The organism is Streptomyces sp. NPDC048057, from assembly GCF_040653095.1.
In the GTDB taxonomy this organism is placed as follows: domain Bacteria; phylum Actinomycetota; class Actinomycetes; order Streptomycetales; family Streptomycetaceae; genus Streptomyces.
In genome coordinates, this window is sequence record NZ_JBEZNF010000009.1 from 89855 (window position 1) to 109593 (window position 19739).

Here is a 19739-nt window from a genome sequence, read left to right on the forward strand (position 1 = left end):
GTGACGGAGCCGGGGGCGGGCCGACCGATAATCGGGGCATGACCCGTATCGTCCTCGCCACCCGCAACGCCGGGAAGATCACCGAACTGAGGGCCATCCTCGCCGACGCGGACCTCCCGCACGCCCTCGTCGGCACCGACGCCTACCCCGAGGTCCCCGACGTCAAGGAGACCGGCGTCACCTTCGCGGAGAACGCCCTGCTGAAGGCGCACGCCCTGGCCCGCGCCACCGGCCTGCCCGCGGTCGCCGACGACTCGGGCCTGTGCGTCGACGTCCTCGGCGGCGCCCCCGGCATCTTCTCCGCCCGCTGGGCCGGCACCCACGGCGACGACGCCGCCAACCTCGACCTGCTGCTCGCCCAGCTCTCCGACATCTCCGCGGAGCACCGCGGCGCCCACTTCTTCTGCGCCGCCGCCCTCGCCCTGCCCGACGGCACCGAACGCGTCGTCGAGGGCCGACTGCTCGGCACCCTGCGCCACGTCCCCGCCGGCACCAACGGCTTCGGCTACGACCCGATCCTCCAGCCCGAGGGCATGGACCGCACCTGCGCCGAGCTGACCCCGGCGGAGAAGAACGCGATCAGCCACCGCGGCAAGGCGTTCCGCGCGCTGGTGCCGGTGGTGCGCGAGTTGGTGTCCTGACCCGCGGGTCCACCCCGGCAGTACGCGCAAGGGCGCGGCCCCCGCTCGGGGAGCCGCGCCCTTGCGCGTGGGCCCGGTGGGACTCGAACCCACGACACACCGGACCTAAACCGGCGCCCTCTAGCCAGCTGGGGTACGGGCCCAACGCGCCCACTCTACTGGCTGTGCGCGCCCGCCCGTTCGGGCGTCGGACAAGCCCAAGAGCGGCCCTAGATCCCCAGATCCTTGATGATCTTGGCGACGTGTCCGGTCGCCTTCACGTTGTACAGCGCCCGCTCCACCTTGCCCTCCTCGTCCACGACCACGGTCGACCGGATGACGCCGGTGACGGTCTTCCCGTACAGCTTCTTCTCGCCGAAGGCGCCATACGCGGTGAGGACCTCCTTCGACGGGTCGCCGACCAGCGTGACCTTCAGGTCCTCCTTCTCGCGGAACTTCGCCAGCTTCTCCGGCTTGTCCGGGGAGACGCCGATGACGTCGTAGCCCGCGTCCGCCAGCAGCTGGAGGTTGTCCGTGAAGTCGCACGCCTGCTTGGTGCAGCCGGGGGTCAGCGCGGCGGGGTAGAAGTAGACGATGACCTTGCGCCCCCGGCGCGCCGAGAGCGAGACGTCGTTCCCGTCGGCGTCGGGCAGGGTGAAGTCGGGGGCGGTGTCGCCGGTCTGGAGGCGCTCGCTCATGGGTATCGGACTCTCCTCGGAAGGCGTGCGTGCTGTACGCCGTCGAGCGTAATGGGGGTGCCGTGGGGTGCGGGCGCCGCCGAGCTGACAGACTGTCGAGGAAGGACTACCGGAACAACCACGGAGGCGGCGCGGTGTCGGACGCCAGGACCCCTGCGCAGATCGAGGCGGACATCGTCCGCCGGCGCGAGCAGCTTGCCGAGACGCTGGACGAGATCGGGGTGCGGGTGCACCCCAAGACGATCGTCGGCGACGCCAAGGCGAAGGTCGCCTCACAGGTGGACCAGGCGAAGGGCCGGGCGCTCGACGCGGTGCAGCGCGCCTGCGCGGACGTCCGCGGCAAGTTCGTCGCGGACGACGGCTCCCCGCGGCTGGAGCGGCTGCTGCCGGTCGCGGCGGTGGTGGTCGGGCTGGTGGGGCTGCTCGCCGTCTCCTCCCGCAAGCGCAAGGGCTGAACCGGTGACGAGCCCGGGCGTGGCGCCGCGAGGGCGTCGGGGCAGGTAGGTTTCCACGCGTGAGCGCCAATAGCCATGAACAGAACACCCAGCCGTCGTCCCGGCACCAGGCCCAGCACGACAAGCTCCCCATCCGGATGCTGCACGACCGCGTGCTGGTGCGCACCGACATCCCGGAGGGTGAGCGGCGCTCCACCGGCGGCATCGTGATCCCGGCGACCGCGGCGGTGGGCCGGCGGCTGGCGTGGGCGGAGGTCGTCGCGATCGGCCAGAACGTCCGGACGGTGGAGACCGGCGACCGCGTGCTGTACGACCCGGAGGACCGGGCGGAGGTCGAGGTGCGGGGCGTGGCGTACGTGCTGATGCGCGAGCGCGACCTGCACGCGGTGGCGGCGGACCGCTTCCAGGGCTCGGAAGACACCACGGGCCTCTACCTGTAGCACCTCCCCGAGCCCCTGCGGCTCGCCGTGGCATGCTCGCTGTTTCCCCGCGGGAGCGTTTGTCTCTGCGGCCCGGTGGGTGGCTGTGCGCGCAGTTCCCCGCGCCCCTAAAACCCCTGCCCTGAGCCCGCAGTCAAATGACGGGGGCAGCGAATCAGGGGCGCTGGGGGGTCCCCCCGTGCCCACAGGGCACAGGGGGCGGAACTGCGCGCACAGCCCACCCACCGGGCCGCAGTCGGCACAGGGGCCTTCGTCCTACGGCGAGATGCCCGGGGTACGCCGGACCGGGGCAGATGCCCAGGGCACGCCGGACCGGGGCGCAGACAAGCACGGCGGAGCTGCCCGCAGGGTGGTGAGGCAGCTCACCAGGGGGAACGGCCCCCATTTGTTAGGCTGGGGCAAGCCCGACGAGACGCGCCGTACCGGGTTTACGCAAAGACGACGCACCCCCAGAAGCTCAATCGTCTCGGAGGTGCCGTCATGGCGTGGGTCCTTTTGATCGTGGCCGGAGTGCTCGAAGTCGGCTGGTCGATCGGCATGAAGTTCACCGAGGGCTTCACCAAGCTCTGGCCCAGCGTCTTCACCGGACTCGGCATCGTCGCGAGCATGATCCTGCTCGCCCAGGCCACCAAGACCCTGCCCATCGGCACCGCCTACGGCGTCTGGGTCGGCATCGGTGCGGCCGGTGCCGCCATCGTCGGCATGGTGGCGCTCAACGAGCCCGTCACCGCGGCGCGGATCTTCTTCGTGTCCCTGCTCCTCGTCGCCGTCGTCGGCCTGAAGGCGACCTCCGGCCACTGACGCACCGGCCCGTCAGGGCGCACCACGTGAGGCACGGGCACTCGGCAGGAGGCCCGTGCCTCCGTCCGTCGCGCCCGGGCCACCCCCGCCTTCGTCCCTGCGGCCCCCGTCCGGCGGGCCCGGCAGCTGCACCGTCCCCAGGTCGCCCAGCGGCGCGTCCGTCGGCAGGTCCACCGACGGCACGGGGGGCACCGGGTCCGCCGAACCGGTCGGGGCGGAGGTCACGCCGACGGACCCGCCCGGTGACGGCGGCGCGCTCGACGGCGCCTGCGCGTCCGACGCGGTCGACGACGCCGACGGCGAGTCCTCGTCCCCCGCGCCCGACCCCGGCCCCGACCCCTCCAGGTCGAACCCCAGGATCTCCGCCCCGCCCAGCGCTTCCCCGGTGAACTGCCCCCAGATCCGCGCCGGCGCTCCGCCGCCGCTGACCCGCGGCAGACCCATCGCCCCGTACAGCGGCTTCTGCACGCCCGACTCCGGGTCCTGGCCCATCACCGCGACCACGGTCGCCAGTTGGGGGGTGTAGCCGGCGAACCACGCGGCCTTGTCCTCCTCCGCGGTGCCCGTCTTGCCGGCCGCCGGCCGGCCCGCCGACTGCGCCGCCGTGCCCGTGCCGCCCTCCACGACGCCCTGGAGCACCGCCGTCGTGGTGTCCGCGGCGGCCCGGCTGACGACCTGTTCGACGTCCGCGGCCGGCAGCTCCACGTCGACGCCGCCGCGGGTGACCTTCGCGACGATGGTGTACGTGCCGTGCCGCCCGTGGTTGGCGAGGGTGGCGTACGCCTGCGTCACGTCCAGCACGCTCGCGGTCGCCGCGCCCAGCGCGATGGACGGCGACGAGGACAGGTCGGGGGTGCCCGACGGCAGGCCCAGCGCGATCGCGGTGCGCTTGACGTCCGCCGGGCCGACGTCCATGGCCAGCTGCGCGTACACCGCGTTCACGGACTTGTCGGTGGCGGTCTGCACGGTGATCGGGCCGTACGACTTGCCGTCCTCGTTCTCCGGGGCGTACCGCGCGCCGCTCCAGCCCTGCACGGCGCGTTCGCTCGTGCCGTCGTAGACGGTGTTCGGGGTGATGGGCCGGCCGTCCTGGGTGCGGGCGCCGGTGTCGACGGCGGTGGTGAGGACGAACGGCTTGAAGGTGGAGCCCACCTGGTAGTCGCGGCGGGTGGCGTTGTTGACGTACTGCCGGGTGTAGTCCACTCCGCCGTACATCGCGACCACCGTGCCCGTCGCGGGGTCAATGGACGCGCCGCCGACGCGGACGTTGCGGTCGGCCTTGCGCCGGTCGGGGGAGAGCCGGGAGAGCACCTGGTCGTCCACGGCTTCGACGAACGCGTCCTGCTTCGTCCGCTGGAGGGTGGTGGTGATCCGGAAGCCACCGGCGGCGAGGGTCTTCTCGTCCACGATGCCGTGGCTGGTCAGGTGCTCCTCGACCGCCTGCACCACATAACCCCGCTGTCCGGACAGGCCGGTGGCGGGCTTGGCGCTCTGCGGGGCGGGGAAGGTCGTCGACGCCCGCTCGGCCTCGCTCAGCCAGCCCTTCTTCACCATGCCGTCGAGGGTGTACTCCCAGCGCGCCAGCGCGGCGGACCGGTTCTCCGGATGGGTGGTGACGTCGAAGGCGCTGGGCGCGTTCAGCAGCGACGCCAGGTAGGCGCCCTGGGCGGTGGTGAGGTCGGCGGCGTCCGTGCCGTAGTACGCCTGGGCCGCGGCCTGCACCCCGTACGCGTTGCGCCCGAAGTAGCTGGTGTTCAGATAGCCCTGGAGGATCTCGCTCTTGCTCTGCTCGCGGCCCAGCTTGATCGCGATGAAGAACTCCTTCCACTTCCGCGAGATCGTCTGTTCCTGGCCCAGGTAGTAGTTCTTCACGTATTGCTGCGTGATCGTGGAGCCGGACTGCTTGCCCTTGCCGGTCAGGGTGTTCCAGGCGCCCCGGACCATCGCCTTGGGGTCGACGGCGCGGTCCGTGTGGAAGTTGCGGTCCTCGGCGGCGAGCACCGCCCGCTGGACGCTCATCGGGACCTGGGACAGCGGCACGCTCTCCCGGTTGACCTCGCCGTCCCGGGCGAGTTGGGTGCCGTCCGCGTACAGGTAGACGTTGGACTGCGCGGTCGCCATGGCGTTCGCGGGCGGGATGTGGACCAAGGCGTAACCGGCGGCGAAGCCGCCGACGACCAGCCCCGCCCCGATCAGCACCCCGCCCAGCAGCGTGCGCCAGGTGGGGACCAGCCGGCGCCACCCCGTCCGCCTGCGCCGTGGACCCGGGCCGCGGCGCCGTCCTGCGCCGCCGACGGGGGCAGCGGTGGCCGCCGGAGCGACCGCGGTTTCGTCCCGGGGGGTCCACCCCTGCTGCGGTGGCTGCTCGCTCATAGGCACATACTGCACTTTTCGGTCAGACATCCCCTGGACCCTCGCGCGTCACGGCGTCGAACAAACCGATCGCGCGGACGCGGGCCGCCGTACTAAGCTCCTGCGCTTTGGTGCTTTTAGGGAACAACGAGACGTGCAGGGGAGGGGAAACGGACGTGCGCCTGTACGGAGTCGTCGCCGTCGGCTGGTTCCGCCGGTACGCGACGTACCGGGTGGCGACCGCGGCGGGCGTCTTCACCAACACCGTCTTCGGCTTCATCCTGGCCTACACCTACATCGCCCTGTGGGACGAGCGCCCCCAGCTCGGCGGGTACGACGTCACCCAGGCCCTCACCTACGTCTGGCTCGGGCAGGCGCTGCTGGCCGCCGGCGCGCTGATGGGCGGCGGCTTCGAGGACGAACTGGTCGAACGCATCCGCACCGGCGACGTCGCGATCGACCTCTACCGCCCCGCCGACCTCCAACTGTGGTGGCTCGCCGCCGACCTCGGCCGCGCCTGCTTCCAACTGCTGGGGCGCGGCCTCGTCCCGCTCGCCTGCGGTGCGCTCGTCTTCGACCTCGCGCTGCCGACCTCCGCGCTGACCTGGCTCGCCTTCCTGCTCGCCGTCTTCTTCGGACTCGTCGTCGGCTTCGCCGTCCGGTACCTCTTCGCGCTGCTGGCGTTCTGGCTGCTGGACGGCTCGGGCATCTTGCAGATCGCCATGCTGACGGGGCTGTTCTTCTCCGGGATGCTGCTGCCGCTGAACGTCTTCCCCGGTGCCCTCGGCGAGATCGCCCGTGCGCTGCCCTGGTCGTCCGTGCTCCAGGTCCCGGCGGACGTCCTCCTCGGCGAGCGCACCGGCAGCGGACTGCTGGAGGCGTACGCGTTCCAGCTCGGCTGGGCCGCGGTGCTGCTGGTCGCCGGACGGCTGGTCCAGTCGGCGGCGGTGCGCCGGGTGGTGGTGCAGGGTGGCTGAACCGACCGTGCGGTACCGCGGCGCGCTGCGGGAGGGCGTGCGCGCCTACGGGCTGATCACCGCCATGTGGATCCGCTCCACCATGGCCTACCGGGCGTCCTTCGCGATGACGCTGCTGGCGAGCCTCGCCGTCACCGGCTTCGACTTCCTCACCATCGTGCTGATGTTCTCCCACGTCGACGCGCTCGGCGGCTACACGCTCGGCGAGATCGCCTTCCTCTACGGGATCGCCTCCACCGCCTTCGGCATCAGCGACCTGCTCCTCGGCTCCGTGGAGCGGGTGGGGCGGCGGGTGCGCGACGGCACGCTGGACACCCTGCTGGTGCGGCCCGCGCCCGTGCTGGCGCAGATCGCCGCCGACCGCTTCGCGCTGCGCCGGCTCGGACGGATCACCCAGGGCGGGCTCGTCCTCGCCTACGGGCTGTACTCCGTCGACGCCGTCGTCGACTGGACGCCGGTGAAGGTGCTCATGGTGCCGATGATGCTGCTGAGCGGCGCGGTCGTCTTCAGCTGTGTCTTCGTGGCCGGCGCCGCCTTCCAGTTCGTCGCCCAGGACGCGGCCCAGGTGCAGCACGCCTTCACCTACGGCGGCAACACCCTGCTCCAGTACCCGCCGACGGTCTTCGCCCGCGACCTGGTGCGCGGGGTGACCTTCGTCGTACCGCTGGCCTTCGTGAACTGGCTGCCCGGGCTGTACGTCCTCGGCCGTTCGTACCCGCTCGACGTGCCGCAGTGGCTGGCCTTCGCGCCGCCCCTGATCGCCGCCGGGTGCTGTGCGCTGGCCGGGGCGGCGTGGCGGGCGGGCCTCCGTACGTACCGCAGCACAGGGAGCTGACCGACCGTGACCACTGACACCGAGGCGCCGAAGGCGCCGGACCTCGTCGAGGCGCCCGACGTGATCGAGGTGGACGGCGTCGAGAAGGTCTTCGACGTCCACCGGCGGGTCGGGCTGCTGCGCCGGGAGAAGCGGCAGGTGCGCGCCGTCGACGGGCTCACCTTCCGGGTGCGGCGCGGCGAGATGGTCGGCTACATCGGCCCGAACGGCGCCGGCAAGTCCACCACCATCAAGATGCTCACCGGCATCCTCACGCCCAGCGGCGGCCGACTGCGGGTCGCCGGGGTCGACCCGTCCCGGGACCGGACCCGGATGGCGCGCCGGATCGGCGTGGTCTTCGGACAGCGCACCACCCTGTGGTGGGACCTGCCGCTGGCGGACTCGTACCGGCTGATGCACCGCATGTACCGGATCCCCGACCGGCGCTACCGGGAGAACCTGGACCGCTGCGTGGACCTGCTGGAGCTGGGGGAGCTGCTGGACGTGCCGGTGCGTCAGCTCTCGCTGGGGCAGCGGATGCGCGGCGACATCGCGGCGGCGCTGCTGCACGACCCGGAGGTGCTGTACCTCGACGAGCCGACGATCGGCCTCGACGTTGTCTCCAAGGCGAAGGTGCGGGAGTTCCTGCGGGACCTGAACGCCGAACGCGGCACCACGGTCCTGCTGACCACGCACGACCTGACCGACATCGAGCAACTGTGCCGCCGGGTCATGGTCATCGACCACGGGCGGCTGATGTACGACGGGGCGCTCGCCGGGCTCCACGAGGTGGGGGCGAGCGAACGCACCCTCGTCGTCGACCTGGAGCGCGAGCTGCCGCCGCTCGCCCTGGACCTGGCGCGCACGGTGAAGGTGGAGGGGCCGCGGCAGTGGCTGGCCTTCCCCGCCGGCCAGTCGGCGGCGCCGCTGGTGGCCGCGGTCGCGGAGCAGTACCCGGTGGTCGACCTGTCGGTGCGGGAGCCCGACATCGAGGCGGTCATCGCCCGGATGTACGCGGACCGGCCCGGAGCGTGACCGGCCCTGGGGCGGGACCGGGGCGTGACCGGGGCATGACCGGGGGCGCTGACTATCCTTCCCGTATGAGTGAACTCCCTGAGATGAGAGCCTCCGACTCCGAGCGGGAACGGATCGCCGAGCGGCTCCGCGAGGCGGTGGCGGAGGGCCGGCTCACGATGGAGGAGTTCAACGACCGCCTCGACGCCACCTACCAGGCGCGCACCCACGGCGAGCTGGAGCCGCTGGTCAGCGATCTGCCCGCGCCGGGCACCACGATCGAGTCCCCGTCCGCGGCCCCGGCCGCGACCTCGGCGGACCGCCCGGTGCGCTGGGCCGACCGCATCGGCGGCCTGGCCACCTCGAAGTTCGCCTTCGCCATGTGGGGCGGCTTCTCCCGGCGGGGCCGCTGGACGGTGCCCCGCTCCTTCAACGCGTACACGGTCATGGGCGGCGGAGAGCTGGACCTCAGGGAGGCTCACTTCGAGGACCGCGAGGTCGTCATCCGCTGCTTCGCCCTGATGGGCGGCATCGACGTCATCGTGCCGCCGGAGCTGAACGTGGACGTCAACGGCTTCGGCTTCATGGGCGGCTTCGACGAGTCCGGCAGCGACGAGGCCCTGCCGGACCCGGCCGCGCCCCGGGTGCGCATCACCGGCTTCGCCCTGATGGGCGGGATCGATGTGCGCCGCAAGCGGACCAGGGCGGAGCGCCAGCGGCTGAAGGCGGAGCGCGAGCAGGCCAGGCGACAGGGCCGGCTGCACAAGGGCGACGACCCGCGGGAACTGGGCTGATCTCACGCGCCCCGGCCCGGCTGGCGAGAACTCGCCAGGTGGACGGGGGGTCGTACGGGAACTCCGGATGCGTCCCGGGAGTCCCTGAGATAGGGACAATGCGTACGGGCTGCGCGCGGACGGGTGGAGCAGGATGAACAGCACGGACCGGGATCAACCGGAGGGCACGCCCCAGGCCGGGGCGGCTGCGCCCGAGGCCGGGCGGGGCGGGGCGCGGGTGGGGCTGCCGTCCTTCGCGTACACCGAAGCGGACGCCGAGAAGCAGCGCGGAGTGCGCCGCATGAAGCGGTTCGCCACCGGGCTGCTGCTCTTCGTCGCGCTCGTCTTCGCCCTCGCCACCTGGGCGAAGAACGAAGGCGCCGGCCCCTGGGCGGGGTACGTGGCCGCGGCGGCGGAGGCCGGCATGGTCGGCGCCCTCGCCGACTGGTTCGCGGTCACCGCCCTCTTCCGCCACCCCCTCGGCGTCCCCATCCCGCACACCGCGATCATTCCGAACAAGAAGGACCAGCTCGGCGCCTCGCTCGGCTCCTTCGTCGGGGAGAACTTCCTCTCCGAGGACGTGGTGCGCACCCGGCTGCGCTCCCTCGGCATCGGCGCGCGGCTCGGGGCCTGGCTGGCGGAGCCCGCCCACGCAGACCGGGTGACCGCCGAGCTGTCCACCGCCCTGCGCGGTGCGCTCACGGTGCTGCGGGACGCCGACGTGCAGGCCGTCGTCGGCGAGGCCATCACCCGCCGGGCCAATGCGGTGGAGATCGCCCCCGGCGTCGGCAAGACCCTGGAGAAGGTCGTCGCCGACGGGGCGCACCACCGCGCCGTCGACCTGGTCTGCACCCGAGCCCAGGACTGGCTGGTGGAGCACTCGGACTCGGTGATGGACGCCATCGAGGGCGGGGCGCCGGGGTGGACCCCCCGGTTCGTGGACCGCAAGATCGGCGAGCGGGTCTACCGGGAGCTGCTGCGCTTCGTCACCGAGGTGCGGGACATGCCGGACCACCCCGCGCGCGGCGCCATCGACCGCTTCCTCGCGGACTTCGCCGCCGACCTCCAGTCGGACACGGACACCCGGGCCCGGGTGGAGCGCATGAAGTCCGACCTGCTCTCCCGCGAGGAGGTGCAGGACGTGATCGCCTCGGTCTGGTCGTCCGTACGGGCCATGATCATCTCGGCGGCGGACGACGACCGCAGCGAGCTGCGGCTGCGGGCCCGCGCCTCCCTCCTCTCCCTCGGCGCCCGGCTGTCGACGGACGAGCGGTTGCAGTCGAAGCTGGACGGCTGGATCGAGGACGCCGCGGTGTACGTGGTGACGACCTACCGCGGGGAGATCACCTCCCTGATCTCGGACACGGTCGCCGGCTGGGACGCGGAGCACACCTCCCGCAAGATCGAGGCGCACATCGGCCGGGACCTCCAGTTCATCCGGATCAACGGCACCGTGGTGGGCGCTCTCGCCGGACTGGTGATCTACACGGTGGTGCACGGCCTCGGCGGCTGACCGCGGGCCGATCACGACGCGTGTCCGCCCGGCCTCCGCGATGAAGGGGCCGGGCGGACACGCGTCGTGATGCGGTCGTTCCGTGGTTCGGGGTCGGCGTTCGGCGTCAGCGGAAGGGCTGGCCGCGCACGGCTCCGTCGGGGAACTCGGCGGTGTGGATGTTGGAGTAGTAGTTCTGGGTCGGCGTTCACCCGCTGCACGACGTCCGCCTTCTGGCCGTTCAGCCGGCCGGAGAAGGCGAAGACGCCCTCCGGGACGGGCCGGTTGAAGAAGCTGAAGACGACGACGTTGCCGTTCTTGCCGAAGGCGCCCGCTGAGGCCGGGCACGACGTTCTTCCACCGGAGCGAGCAGGTGACCCGGTCGCCCTTCACCGTGACGTGGGCGCGGGCGGCGGCGTCGGGGTCGTTCACGGCGGGGCCGCCGGGCACGGGCACCTCGTTCGCACCTGTTCTCGTCCCTTCCCTTGGACACCGACCCCGATGGCGATGGCCGGTCGTGGGAGAGAACGCATCCGGGCGAGGGGTGGTTCAGCGGAAGAATTGGCATCGGCGGTTGAACCGTTGGTCAGTAGCGGCCGTATTACCGGGCAGACCCACACGCCATCGAGCCGGGGGACCCACCATGCGCAGCAAACGCTCCGCCACGTTCGCCACGGCCGCCGCCGCCGCGGCCACCCTCGCCCTGCTGACCCTGACCGCCTGTGGGGGCTCCGACGAGTTGCCCTCCTCCAGCGAGGGCAAGGGCAACGGCGCGACCGGGGTGCCGGCGCCGGCGAAGCTTGCGGGCTCCTCGTCCGTGCAGGTCGCCGACTCGTCGCTGGGCCGGATCCTCGTCGACGACAGGGGCCGGACGCTCTACGGATTCACCAAGGACAAGCCGGGCGCGAGCAGTTGCGACGCCGACTGCATCGCCGTCTGGCCGGCCCTGACCACCGCCCGGGACGTCGCCGCGGGCCCGGGAATCCAGCCGTCGCTGCTGAAGGAGACGAAGCTGGAGGAGGGCGCGGAACAGGCGGTGTACGGGGACTGGCCGCTGTACTACTACGTCGGGGACACGGCGGCCGGGGACGTGAACGGGCAGGGCCTGGACGGCGAGTGGTTCGCGATCGCCGCGGACGGAAAACTGGTCAAGAAGGCCGAGTAACGCACTGCGCGGCCGAAGGAAATCGAACGAGAAGAAGCACGAGTACGAGAACGAGAACGAGCCGGGCCGAGCCCATGTGGACTGCTGCGCTTCCAGCCGACTCACGTCGAGCTGAATCGGGCAGTGCCGGAGCGAGGAATGTTCCGCCCGTTCGCCTCGTGTTTCGACGATGTCCGGGGCGGCTTGCCCCCTTCGACTGCGGCGTTCGGAACTGTCCCTCCGTACGCCGTGGGCGCCGGTTCCCGCCGGCTGATCGCCCATCCCCCGCGGCGCGGTCACCGGGAACGCGGCACCCCCGAGCCCCGGGCGGGGCGGGGCCAAAGCAGAGGCCCTGCCCCACCCGGGGCGACTTCCGTGCCGGGGTTACGGGGTGACCGTTATGCGCAGCGCGGCGCTGGCGCTCATGTCGTCCTTCGCGCCCTTGAAGCGCACCCGGTAGTTGATCACGTCCTCGCCCTCGTAGTCGGCGTTCGACGTGTAGACGATCGTCCCGTCCTTCACCTGGGCCGCACCGCTGCCGGGCCCGCTCTCCACGGTGAGTTCCACCTCGCCCTGGGCGAACGCCGCGTTCAGGTCCTTGCCGGTCCCGTCCGCGAGGGCGGCGGCGTCGTTGTCCAACACCTTCACCACCACTTCCTTGGCGGTGCTCGCGCTGACTTGGTCATTGCGCAGCAGCAAGCTCCCCTGACCGGAGCCAGCCGCTTGGGAGGTCTGGGCGACCACGCCGGAGCTGCCCGGGCTGGCCCCTTCCTTGTCCTTCGTTTCCGATCCGCAGCCGACGGCCGTTCCCAACACGACGACGACTCCGGCAGTGGTTAGCGCGATGCGCCCACGCGCATATATCGGAGACATGTGCCCCCCAAGGCCGACAGAACCGATCTGAGTGGGCTGATCATGGCGTTCCGGACGGCCGATCGGGGCGTCGGAGCCCTAGATGATGCCGAGTCGTGATGTGTCGGCTCGTCAGTCCCGGGCAGAAGGCGGCGTCGCCGCCGGTCCGCCGTGGCACTCGCGGTAGGTCGCGCCCGAGCCGCACCAGCACGCCGCGCCCTTCGCCGGCGGCCACGGCAGGGCCCGCCCGCGGGCCGCGAGGGTGGTGGCGTACTGGGGGAGGAGGTCGACGGAGGCGGGGGAGGACTGCTCGGACGCGGCGAACGCCTCGTACGAGGGGACCGTCGCCGTGACGACGCCGAGGTTGGCCGTCCCGGTGGCCGCCGCGTCGCGCAGCGCGCCCTCGATCGCGGCGAGGTGCTCCTCGTGCGAGGGGTATTCGACCGCGAGCTGCGGATACGCGCTCAGCAGCTCGTCGAACTCCCCCTTCGGCCAGTGCAGCACCGCGACCGGGAAGGGCCGCGACAGCGCCGAACGGTAGGAGCCCAGCTCGGAGCGGAGCCGGGCGATCTCGGCGCGCAGCTCGGCGGGGTTGTCGGAGCCGAGGGCCCACAGCCGGTTGGGGTCGTGCAGCTCATCCAGCGAGATCTCCGCGTGGACGGCGTGCACCTTGTCGGCGAGGGTGTCCCGGGCGTCGTGCGGCAGGCCCAGCAGCCGACGGACGCGGTGGCGGCCGATCAGCAGGGACTGGGTCTCGTATGTGACCTCGTCGTCCCCGGGCGTCAGCAGCAGGGAGAGGGCCGTGGTGAAGCAGTCGTGCGACGCCTCCAGTTCGTCGTGGGACTCCAGCGTCTCGGCGATCACCTCCCAGGGGGCCGGGTCGACGGGGGCGGCGGTACGGATGCCGGTGATCAGTGCGCGGGCCTCGGCCTCGTGGCCGTACTCCCACAGGTTGGCCGCTTGCAGCGCCTTGACCAGCAGGGGGCGGTCCGTGCCGGCGGCGAGGAGCCGGTCGTAGAGGGTGGAGGCGTATTCGCGGTCGCCGGCGAGTTCGAGGTGGGCCGCGGCCCGCAGCAGCAGGGGTTCGTGGTCCTCCGGGTACTGCGTCGCGGTGCGCAGCAGACGTTCGGCTTCGGCGACGTGGTCGGCAGGCGTGTCGGGGCGCATGGGGGACACCGTACTGCCGTACGGCGAACGGTCCGGCCCCGCCTCCGTGGGTGCGTCGCGGTGCGCACGGCTCTGGTGGGTTGCGGGGCGGCGGCTTATGGTGCGCGCGTGCGGATGCGGTCGAAGCGGCGCGAACGGTTGCCCGTCGTCGTTCAGGGGCGCGGGCGGCGGGGGCGCGCGCGGGTGGCCGGAGTCCTGTGGGTCGGCGCGGAGGCAGCGGTGACGCTCGGCGTCGTGGTCCTGCTGCTCGTCGTCCACCAGCTGTGGTGGACGAACCGGCAGGCCAGGGCGGGGGCGGAGCGGGTGGTGGCGGCGCTGGAGCAGGAGTGGGACGAGGTGGGGGTGGACGCGGTTGGTGCGCCTGGTGCGCCTGGCGCTTCCGAGGGGGCTGAGGTTTCTGAAGCGTCCAGTGCGTCTGGTGGGGCGCGTGGTGACGGTGGCGGCGGTGGTGACCGCGACGGTGACGGTGACGGTGACGCGCGAGCGGGCGCCGGGCGTACGCCCCGCTGGGACCGGGCGTACGCCGTGATCCGCATTCCCCGCCTCGGGGTGACCGCGCCCGTCGCCGAGGGCGTCGCCAAGCAGGGCGTGCTGGACAAGGGGTACGTCGGCCAGTACCCCGGCACCGCGCGTCCCGGGCAGCCGGGGAACCTCGCCCTCGCCGGCCACCGCAACACGCACGGCGAGCCGTTCCGTTACGTCAACCGGCTGCGGCCCGGTGACGACATCCGCATCGAGACCCGGGACGCGGTGTACGTCTACGCGGTGGACAGGACGCTTCCGCAGACCACGCCGGGCGACGTGGGGGTGATCCGCCCGGTGCCGCGGTCCCTGGTGCGGCCGGAGGCCGGCTACGCGCAGCCGGGCCGCTATCTGACGCTGACGACGTGCACGCCCGAGTTCAGCTCGAAGTACCGGTTGATCGTGTGGGGGAAGCTGAGGGGTGTGGAGAGGCGGTAGGTGGGGCGGGGGCGACGGTCTCGCCGCGGCGCCGCGGGTGCGTTGGCCGCGCAGTTCCGCGCCCTGTGCCCGGCACCCTGAGGGCACGGGCCCCAGCGCGCCTGAGTACCTCCGCCCCGGCCCGCAGAAGGGTGACGGAGGAAGCGAAACAGGGGCGCTGGGGGTCCCCCCGTGCCCGCAGGGCACAGGGGGCGGAACTGCGCGAACAAGCCCCACCAGGGTGCGGAGACCAACAGACCCCCAGCGCCGCGGCGAAACCGTCCAAGCGGCGCGGGGGCCTGCGGAAGTGCGCGAGCAGCCGCAGACGGGCCGCAGGCGCGGGCGTTGGCGACGCGGCACGGCGCTACCGCGCCGTAGCGCGTCCCAGTGGGTGAACGGGGTCTTGCACGGTGCGCGGGGGGCTTGGAGGATCGGACGAAACTCGATCCTGCGATGATCGCCGAGCATCGTCCGGGCGCACACGGATTCGGGCTGGACCAGGGGAGAGATCAGATGAAGCTGTTGCGCGTCGGCGCGCCGGGCAGCGAGCGGCCGGCGCTGCTCGATCAGGACGGCACGACCCTGCGTGACCTCACGGGACTCGTCGACGACATCGACGGCGACCTCCTCGCCGACGCCTTCGCCCTCGACCGGATCCGCGCTGCCGCCGGTGCCGGTGTGCTGCCCCTGTTGGACGTTCCCGGGGACGTGCGCGTCGGGCCTCCGCTGGCCCGTGTCGGGAAGGTCGTGTGCATCGGGCTGAACTACCACGGCCACGCCGAGGAGATCGGCGCTGAGCTGCCGGCCGAGCCGGTGGTCTTCCTGAAGGCGGCGGACACGGTCGTCGGTCCGTACGACACCGTCCTCGTGCCGCGGGGGAGCACCCGCACCGACTGGGAGGTCGAACTCGCGGTCGTCATCGGCCGCACCGCGCGCTACGTCGGCGACGACGAGGACCCCCTGGCGTACGTCGCCGGGTACGCCGTCGCGCACGACGTGTCCGAGCGCGAGTACCAGTTGGAGCGGGGCGGCACCTGGGACAAGGGGAAGAACTGCGAGACGTTCAACCCCTTCGGGCCGTGGCTGGTGACGACGGACGAGGTGCCGGACCCGCAGGCGCTGGCGCTGCGGCTGTGGGTGAACGGCGAACTCAAGCAGGACGGCACGACCGCGGACCAGATCTTCCCCGTCGCCGACGTCGTCCGCTACGTCAGCCGCTTCATGACGCTCTACCCGGGTGACGTGATCAACACGGGGACGCCGGGGGGAGTGGCCCTCGGGAGTGCGGACGGGCGGTACTTGACGGCGGGTGACGTGGTCGAGCTGGAGGTGGCGGGCCTGGGCCGGCAGCGCCAGACCTTCCAGGACGCGTAGCCCGTCGCACGGCCCCCGCCGTACGACGGGTCTAGACGCCCGACGCTCCGTGCGCCGTGGACGCGAACCGTTCCAGCGCCTCCACCACGAGTGCGTGGTCCGCGAGCTGCGGCAGCCCCGAGACCGTGACGGCCCCGATCACCCCCGCGCCCTCCACCGCGATCGGGAACGAACCGCCGTGCGCGGCGTAGCGGTCCGGGGCCAGTCGGGCGGACTGCTCGAAGGCGGTGCCGCGCTCGCGGTGCCGGGTGCCGACGAGGAGCGAACTCTCGCCGTAGCGCTCCACCACCCGCCGCTTGCGGTCGATCCAGGCGTCGTTGTCCGCGCTGGAGCCCGGCAGCGCGGCGTGGAAGAGCTGTTGCTGTCCGCGCCGGATGTCGATCGCCACGGGCGCCTCGCGCAGCCGCGCCATCTCCACCAGGAGATTGCCGAGCGCCCAGGCGTCGGTGTGGGTGAAGCGGGGCAGCGTGAGGCGCTGCTCCTGGGCGGACAGCTCCTCGACGGTCGGCGGGGATTCGGCGGCGGGTGCGGCGCCGGCTGCGGTCGGTGCGGCGTGGGTCATACGGACGACACCTCCACGGTGGTGCCCTCGCGGGCGGAACGGCGTGCCGCTTCCAGGATGGCCAGGGTGGCCGCCGCCTGCTCGCCGGTGACCGGCGGCGGCGTGTCGGTGTGCAGCGCGCGGGCGACGAGGTCGTAGTACGCGGGGTAGTCCCCGGGCAGCGTCGGTACGGGCCGGCCGCCGCCGGTCGTCGGGGACTCGCCGGCGCCGATCCGCCCCCACAGGGCTTCGTCCTCCACGCCCCACGGCTCGCCCGGCACCGGCCGCCGGCCCGCGCGCAGCTCGGCCTCCTGGGGGTCCAGGCCGTACTTCACGAAGCCGGCGCGCGAGCCCAGCACCCGGAAGCGGGGGCCCAGCTCGGCGGCGGTGGCGCTGACCCACAGGTGGGAGCGGACGCCGCTCGCGTGGGTGAGGGCGAAGAAGGTGTCGTCGTCGGCCTCGGCGCCGGCACGGCGCACGTCGGACTCCGCGTACACCCGCACGACCGGGCCGAAGAGCACCAGCGCCTGGTCGACGACGTGGCTGCCGAGGTCGTACAGCAGGCCGCCGATCTCCTGCGGGTCGCCGGACTCGCGCCAGCCGCCCTTGGGACGGGGCCGCCAGCGCTCGAAACGGGACTCGAAGCGCTGCACCACGCCGAGGTCGCCGCTCTCGACCACCCGGGCGACGGTGCGGAAGTCGTTGTCCCAGCGGCGGTTGTGGAAGACGGAGAACAGCAGGCCGCGCTCGGCCGCGAGGGCGGCGAGGTCGCGTGCCTCGGCGGCGGTGCCGGCGACCGGCTTGTCCACGACGACCGCGAGCGAGGCGCGCAGCGCGGCGGTGGCCAGGGGGACGTGGGTGCGGTTGGGGGAGGCGATGACGACCAGGTCCAGCTCGTCGGCGCGCTGCCACAGCTCGTCGGGCGTCGTGGCGATCCGTACGCCCGGGTGCTCGGCGCGCGCCTGGTCCTGGCGTGCCGGGTCGGACGTGACGACCGTGTCGAGGACGAGCCCGGGGGTGGCGGCGATCAGCGGGGCGTGGAAGACGGAGCCCGCGAGGCCGTAGCCGACGAGTCCCACGGCGAGGGGGGCGTCGGCACCCGTCGCGGAGCTGGAGTCCACCCTGGGATCCGTCCTGGGGTCCGCCCTGGGGTCCGCCCTGAGGCCCGTCGTGGAGTCGGTCGGGAAACCACTCATGGCTTTACTTAAACAACGCTGTTGCCAAAGCGCAAGCGCACGGCAGAATGACGCCATGAGCGCCATGAGGAGAAGCAGCGGCCTGGGACTGGGCGCTGGCAGGGGCGGCGGCGGGGGCGGGGACGGTCGGGGCGGCGCGCAGGAGGGCGCCAACCTGCCGGTGCTGCGCGGGCACAACTCGGCACTCGTGCTGGACCTGCTGCGGCGCGCGAGGGAGGACGGCCTCAGCCGGCTCGACCTCGCCGAGCGGACCGGGCTCACGCCGCAGGCCGTCAGCAAGATCGTCGCGCGGCTGCGGGCGGACGGACTGGTCGTCGACGCGGGCCGGCGGGTCGCCACCGGCGGCAAACCGCGCACCGTACTGCGCCTGGTGCCGGACGCGCGCCACGCCGTCGGACTCCACCTGGACCGGGACGAACTCACGGTGGTGCTGCTGGACCTGTACGGCACGGTCACCGCGTCCCGCACCGCCCCGCTGGACCTGGGCGCGGGCGCGGAAACCGTGGTGGAGACGGCGGCGGGCGAGGTGGAGGCGCTGCTCTCGGAGGCGCTCTCCGCCCGGCTGCCGGCGGAGCGCCCCTGCCCGGACGGCAGCGGCGGGAGCTGCCAGGTGCTCGGCGTCGGCGTCGGGCTGCCCGGCCCGCTCGACCACGCGGCCGGGGTGACCGGCCGGATCACCGGCTTCCCCGAGTGGGACGGCTATGCGCTCAGGGACGCCTTCGCCGCGCGGCTGACGATGCCCACGGTCCTCGACAAGGACACCAACGCGGCGGCGCTCGGCCTGCCGGCCGCGCCCGGCGACTCCTTCGCCTACCTCCACCTCGGCACCGGCCTGGGCGCCGGCCTGGTGCTGGACGGCGCGGTCCACCGGGGCGCGCGCACCGGCGCGGGCGAGTTCGGCCACCAGGTCATCCAGTTGAACGGGCCGATCTGCGCCTGCGGTCAGCGCGGCTGCATCGAGGCGCTGTGCCTGGCGGCGGTGGCCCGCGGGGACGTCACCGAGGCGGCCCGGATCCTCGGCGTCGGCGCGGCCAACCTCGTCGCGCTGCTGGACATCGACCGGGTGCTGCTGGGCGGCCGTACGGTCGCCGCGGCGCCGGAGCTGTTCGTACGCGAAGTGGGCGCGCGCGCCCGGATCCCCGTCGCCCTCGCGGCGGGCGGTGCGCACCTCGTGGCGCGGGGCGCGGGGGAACTCGTCCTCGCACCGGTCTTCGGCGGCCGGGCCGGGTAGGGAGGGTCCCCGGGGCGGAGGGCCCCGGGGACGAGGCCGTCGGTCAGTGCACCGCGCCGGTGAGGCCCTGGGCGAAGCCGCCGTCGACCGGGAGTTCCACGTTCGTCGTGAACGTCGCGTCCACCGCGAGGAACAGCGCCGCCGCGGCCACCTCCTCCGACGTGCCCATCCGGCCCAGCGGAGTCGTCTCGGCGCCCTGCTTCTCGAACGCCCGGCGCTCCTCGTCCGTCATCCCGGCCACGCCCATCGTCGGGGTCTTGATGTAGCCGGGCGCGATCGCGTTGACCCGGATGCGGCGCGGCAGCAGCTCCGCCGCCAGGACCTGGGTGATGGCGCGCACGGCCTCCTTCGAACCGGCGTACGCGCTCAGGCCGGGGAAGGTCAGGTCGTTGGCGACCGTGGTGAAGACGATGGCGCCGCCGTCGTTGAGCAGCGGCGACAGGCTCTGCACCGTGAAGAACGCCCCCTTGGCGTTGATGGCGAAGGACCGGTCCCAGGAGTCCTCGGTGACCTCCTCCAGGACCTGCACCTCGGCTATGCCGTGGTTCACGAACAGGTAGTCGACCCGGCCGAGTTCGCGCTGCACGGTGTCGGCCAGCGCGCGGACGTCCGCCATGCTCGCCGCGTCCGAGCGCGTGACGTACGCCGAGCCTGCGGGCAGCTCGCTGCGGGCCTCCTCGATCTTCTTCTCGTTGCGGCCCGTGAGCACCACCTCGGCGCCCTCGGCCACCAGCGCCTTGACGATGGCCAGGCCCATGCCGTGCGTACCGCCGGTGACGACGGCCTTCTTGCCTGCGTACCTGCCTGCGGCCTTGCTCATGTCGACTCCTGGTCATGAGGTCGGGAGTGCGGATGCCCT

Annotated in this window: 21 protein-coding genes, 1 tRNA gene and 1 riboswitch; of the genes, 13 read left to right on the forward strand and 9 right to left on the reverse strand. The window is 72.7% G+C overall.

Features of this window, described 5'->3' with window-relative positions; all coding sequences use genetic code 11:
* The first annotated feature begins 38 nt into the window (after positions 1–38).
* Positions 39–641, forward strand: a complete 603-nt coding sequence (rdgB, locus tag AB0E05_RS12525; protein ID WP_361962243.1) for an RdgB/HAM1 family non-canonical purine NTP pyrophosphatase — start codon at positions 39–41, stop codon at positions 639–641.
* Positions 642–709: 68 nt separating this feature from the next.
* On the opposite strand, the gene AB0E05_RS12530 is transcribed toward rdgB, so the two are convergent.
* Both AB0E05_RS12530 and bcp read right to left on the reverse strand, forming a co-directional pair.
* Positions 710–784, reverse strand: a tRNA-Leu gene (locus AB0E05_RS12530).
* Between the two features lie 66 nt (positions 785–850).
* Positions 851–1318 (reverse strand): thioredoxin-dependent thiol peroxidase, encoded by a 468-nt coding sequence (bcp, locus tag AB0E05_RS12535; RefSeq protein ID WP_361962245.1) that lies wholly within the window; start codon positions 1316–1318, stop codon positions 851–853.
* A 134-nt stretch (positions 1319–1452) separates the two neighbouring features.
* Here bcp and AB0E05_RS12540 point away from each other — a divergent pair, with 134 nt between their 5' ends.
* The 3 genes from AB0E05_RS12540 (at position 1453) to AB0E05_RS12550 (ending at position 3014) form a co-directional block, all read left to right on the forward strand.
* Positions 1453–1773, forward strand: a complete 321-nt coding sequence (locus AB0E05_RS12540; protein WP_361962247.1) for a DUF3618 domain-containing protein — start codon at positions 1453–1455, stop codon at positions 1771–1773.
* A gap of 137 nt (positions 1774–1910) precedes the next feature.
* On the forward strand, positions 1911–2213 hold the full coding sequence (locus AB0E05_RS12545) for a co-chaperone GroES (protein ID WP_361535164.1): 303 nt from the start codon (positions 1911–1913) through the stop codon (positions 2211–2213).
* A 372-nt stretch (positions 2214–2585) separates the two neighbouring features.
* Positions 2586–2661, forward strand: a riboswitch (guanidine-III (ykkC-III) riboswitch).
* A gap of 32 nt (positions 2662–2693) precedes the next feature.
* Positions 2694–3014: a multidrug efflux SMR transporter gene (locus AB0E05_RS12550; protein WP_361962249.1), complete on the forward strand. Its 321-nt coding sequence runs from the start codon at positions 2694–2696 to the stop codon at positions 3012–3014.
* Positions 3015–3026: 12 nt separating this feature from the next.
* Here the strand turns inward: AB0E05_RS12550 and AB0E05_RS12555 are convergent, their stop codons facing one another.
* Positions 3027–5387, reverse strand: coding sequence for a transglycosylase domain-containing protein (locus AB0E05_RS12555; protein WP_361962251.1), 2361 nt, complete (start codon positions 5385–5387; stop codon positions 3027–3029).
* 155 nt (positions 5388–5542) lie between these two features.
* Here AB0E05_RS12555 and AB0E05_RS12560 point away from each other — a divergent pair, with 155 nt between their 5' ends.
* From AB0E05_RS12560 to AB0E05_RS12580, 5 genes are all read left to right on the forward strand, one after another.
* Entirely contained in the window at positions 5543–6343 is an 801-nt protein-coding gene (locus tag AB0E05_RS12560) for an ABC-2 family transporter protein (RefSeq protein WP_361962253.1), read from the forward strand.
* Entirely contained in the window at positions 6336–7178 is an 843-nt protein-coding gene (locus AB0E05_RS12565) for an ABC transporter permease (RefSeq protein ID WP_361962255.1), read from the forward strand. Before AB0E05_RS12560 ends, AB0E05_RS12565 begins: the two co-directional genes overlap by 8 nt.
* 6 nt (positions 7179–7184) lie before the next feature.
* Complete coding sequence (locus AB0E05_RS12570; protein ID WP_361962257.1) at positions 7185–8192, forward strand: ATP-binding cassette domain-containing protein; 1008 nt, start codon at positions 7185–7187, stop codon at positions 8190–8192.
* Between the two features lie 83 nt (positions 8193–8275).
* Complete coding sequence (locus AB0E05_RS12575; RefSeq protein WP_361962525.1) at positions 8276–8965, forward strand: DUF1707 domain-containing protein; 690 nt, start codon at positions 8276–8278, stop codon at positions 8963–8965.
* Positions 8966–9098: 133 nt separating this feature from the next.
* Positions 9099–10457: a DUF445 domain-containing protein gene (locus AB0E05_RS12580; RefSeq protein WP_361962259.1), complete on the forward strand. Its 1359-nt coding sequence runs from the start codon at positions 9099–9101 to the stop codon at positions 10455–10457.
* A 106-nt stretch (positions 10458–10563) separates the two neighbouring features.
* Here AB0E05_RS12580 and AB0E05_RS12585 read toward each other — a convergent pair whose 3' ends face one another.
* Positions 10564–10617 carry a hypothetical protein gene (locus AB0E05_RS12585; protein WP_361962527.1) on the reverse strand — a complete coding sequence of 18 codons (54 nt, stop codon included), beginning with the start codon at positions 10615–10617 and terminating at the stop codon, positions 10564–10566.
* Between the two features lie 462 nt (positions 10618–11079).
* Here AB0E05_RS12585 and AB0E05_RS12590 point away from each other — a divergent pair, with 462 nt between their 5' ends.
* Positions 11080–11601: a hypothetical protein gene (locus AB0E05_RS12590; protein WP_361962261.1), complete on the forward strand. Its 522-nt coding sequence runs from the start codon at positions 11080–11082 to the stop codon at positions 11599–11601.
* Positions 11602–11964: 363 nt separating this feature from the next.
* On the opposite strand, the gene AB0E05_RS12595 is transcribed toward AB0E05_RS12590, so the two are convergent.
* Positions 11965–12396, reverse strand: a complete 432-nt coding sequence (locus AB0E05_RS12595) for an Ig-like domain-containing protein (protein WP_361962263.1) — start codon at positions 12394–12396, stop codon at positions 11965–11967.
* 168 nt (positions 12397–12564) lie between these two features.
* Entirely contained in the window at positions 12565–13599 is a 1035-nt protein-coding gene (locus AB0E05_RS12600; RefSeq protein WP_361962265.1) for an SEC-C domain-containing protein, read from the reverse strand.
* Positions 13600–13713: 114 nt separating this feature from the next.
* Here AB0E05_RS12600 and AB0E05_RS12605 point away from each other — a divergent pair, with 114 nt between their 5' ends.
* Together AB0E05_RS12605 and AB0E05_RS12610 are read left to right on the forward strand one after the other, a co-directional pair.
* Complete coding sequence (locus AB0E05_RS12605; protein WP_361962529.1) at positions 13714–14559, forward strand: class E sortase; 846 nt, start codon at positions 13714–13716, stop codon at positions 14557–14559.
* A gap of 492 nt (positions 14560–15051) precedes the next feature.
* Positions 15052–15912, forward strand: a complete 861-nt coding sequence (locus AB0E05_RS12610) for a fumarylacetoacetate hydrolase family protein (RefSeq protein ID WP_361962267.1) — start codon at positions 15052–15054, stop codon at positions 15910–15912.
* Positions 15913–15943: 31 nt separating this feature from the next.
* Here AB0E05_RS12610 and AB0E05_RS12615 read toward each other — a convergent pair whose 3' ends face one another.
* A complete protein-coding gene (locus tag AB0E05_RS12615) occupies positions 15944–16474 on the reverse strand; it encodes a heme-degrading domain-containing protein (protein WP_361962269.1) in 531 nt (176 codons plus the stop codon).
* Positions 16471–17574, reverse strand: a complete 1104-nt coding sequence (locus tag AB0E05_RS12620) for a Gfo/Idh/MocA family oxidoreductase (protein ID WP_361962271.1) — start codon at positions 17572–17574, stop codon at positions 16471–16473. Before AB0E05_RS12620 ends, AB0E05_RS12615 begins: the two co-directional genes overlap by 4 nt.
* Positions 17575–17704: 130 nt before the next feature.
* On the opposite strand from AB0E05_RS12620, the gene AB0E05_RS12625 reads away from it, so the two are divergent.
* Positions 17705–18880 (forward strand): ROK family transcriptional regulator, encoded by a 1176-nt coding sequence (locus AB0E05_RS12625; protein WP_361962273.1) that lies wholly within the window; start codon positions 17705–17707, stop codon positions 18878–18880.
* Between the two features lie 43 nt (positions 18881–18923).
* On the opposite strand, the gene AB0E05_RS12630 is transcribed toward AB0E05_RS12625, so the two are convergent.
* Positions 18924–19700, reverse strand: coding sequence for an SDR family oxidoreductase (locus AB0E05_RS12630; protein WP_361962275.1), 777 nt, complete (start codon positions 19698–19700; stop codon positions 18924–18926).
* Between the last annotated feature and the right edge of the window lie 39 nt (positions 19701–19739).

What these genes read in the sequence shown, in the direction of transcription:
- rdgB (WP_361962243.1), top strand. Translation starts at nt 39, where the DNA reads ATGACCCGTATCGTCCTCGCCACCCGCAACGCCGGGAAGATCACCGAA.
- bcp (WP_361962245.1), bottom strand. Translation starts at nt 1,318, where the DNA reads ATGAGCGAGCGCCTCCAGACCGGCGACACCGCCCCCGACTTCACCCTG.
- AB0E05_RS12545 (WP_361535164.1), top strand. Translation starts at nt 1,911, where the DNA reads ATGCTGCACGACCGCGTGCTGGTGCGCACCGACATCCCGGAGGGTGAG.
- AB0E05_RS12550 (WP_361962249.1), top strand. Translation starts at nt 2,694, where the DNA reads ATGGCGTGGGTCCTTTTGATCGTGGCCGGAGTGCTCGAAGTCGGCTGG.
- AB0E05_RS12555 (WP_361962251.1), bottom strand. Translation starts at nt 5,387, where the DNA reads ATGAGCGAGCAGCCACCGCAGCAGGGGTGGACCCCCCGGGACGAAACC.
- AB0E05_RS12575 (WP_361962525.1), top strand. Translation starts at nt 8,276, where the DNA reads ATGAGAGCCTCCGACTCCGAGCGGGAACGGATCGCCGAGCGGCTCCGC.
- AB0E05_RS12580 (WP_361962259.1), top strand. Translation starts at nt 9,099, where the DNA reads ATGAACAGCACGGACCGGGATCAACCGGAGGGCACGCCCCAGGCCGGG.
- AB0E05_RS12590 (WP_361962261.1), top strand. Translation starts at nt 11,080, where the DNA reads ATGCGCAGCAAACGCTCCGCCACGTTCGCCACGGCCGCCGCCGCCGCG.
- AB0E05_RS12600 (WP_361962265.1), bottom strand. Translation starts at nt 13,599, where the DNA reads ATGCGCCCCGACACGCCTGCCGACCACGTCGCCGAAGCCGAACGTCTG.
- AB0E05_RS12605 (WP_361962529.1), top strand. Translation starts at nt 13,714, where the DNA reads ATGCGGTCGAAGCGGCGCGAACGGTTGCCCGTCGTCGTTCAGGGGCGC.
- AB0E05_RS12610 (WP_361962267.1), top strand. Translation starts at nt 15,052, where the DNA reads ATGAAGCTGTTGCGCGTCGGCGCGCCGGGCAGCGAGCGGCCGGCGCTG.
- AB0E05_RS12615 (WP_361962269.1), bottom strand. Translation starts at nt 16,474, where the DNA reads ATGACCCACGCCGCACCGACCGCAGCCGGCGCCGCACCCGCCGCCGAA.
- AB0E05_RS12625 (WP_361962273.1), top strand. Translation starts at nt 17,705, where the DNA reads ATGAGCGCCATGAGGAGAAGCAGCGGCCTGGGACTGGGCGCTGGCAGG.
- AB0E05_RS12630 (WP_361962275.1), bottom strand. Translation starts at nt 19,700, where the DNA reads ATGAGCAAGGCCGCAGGCAGGTACGCAGGCAAGAAGGCCGTCGTCACC.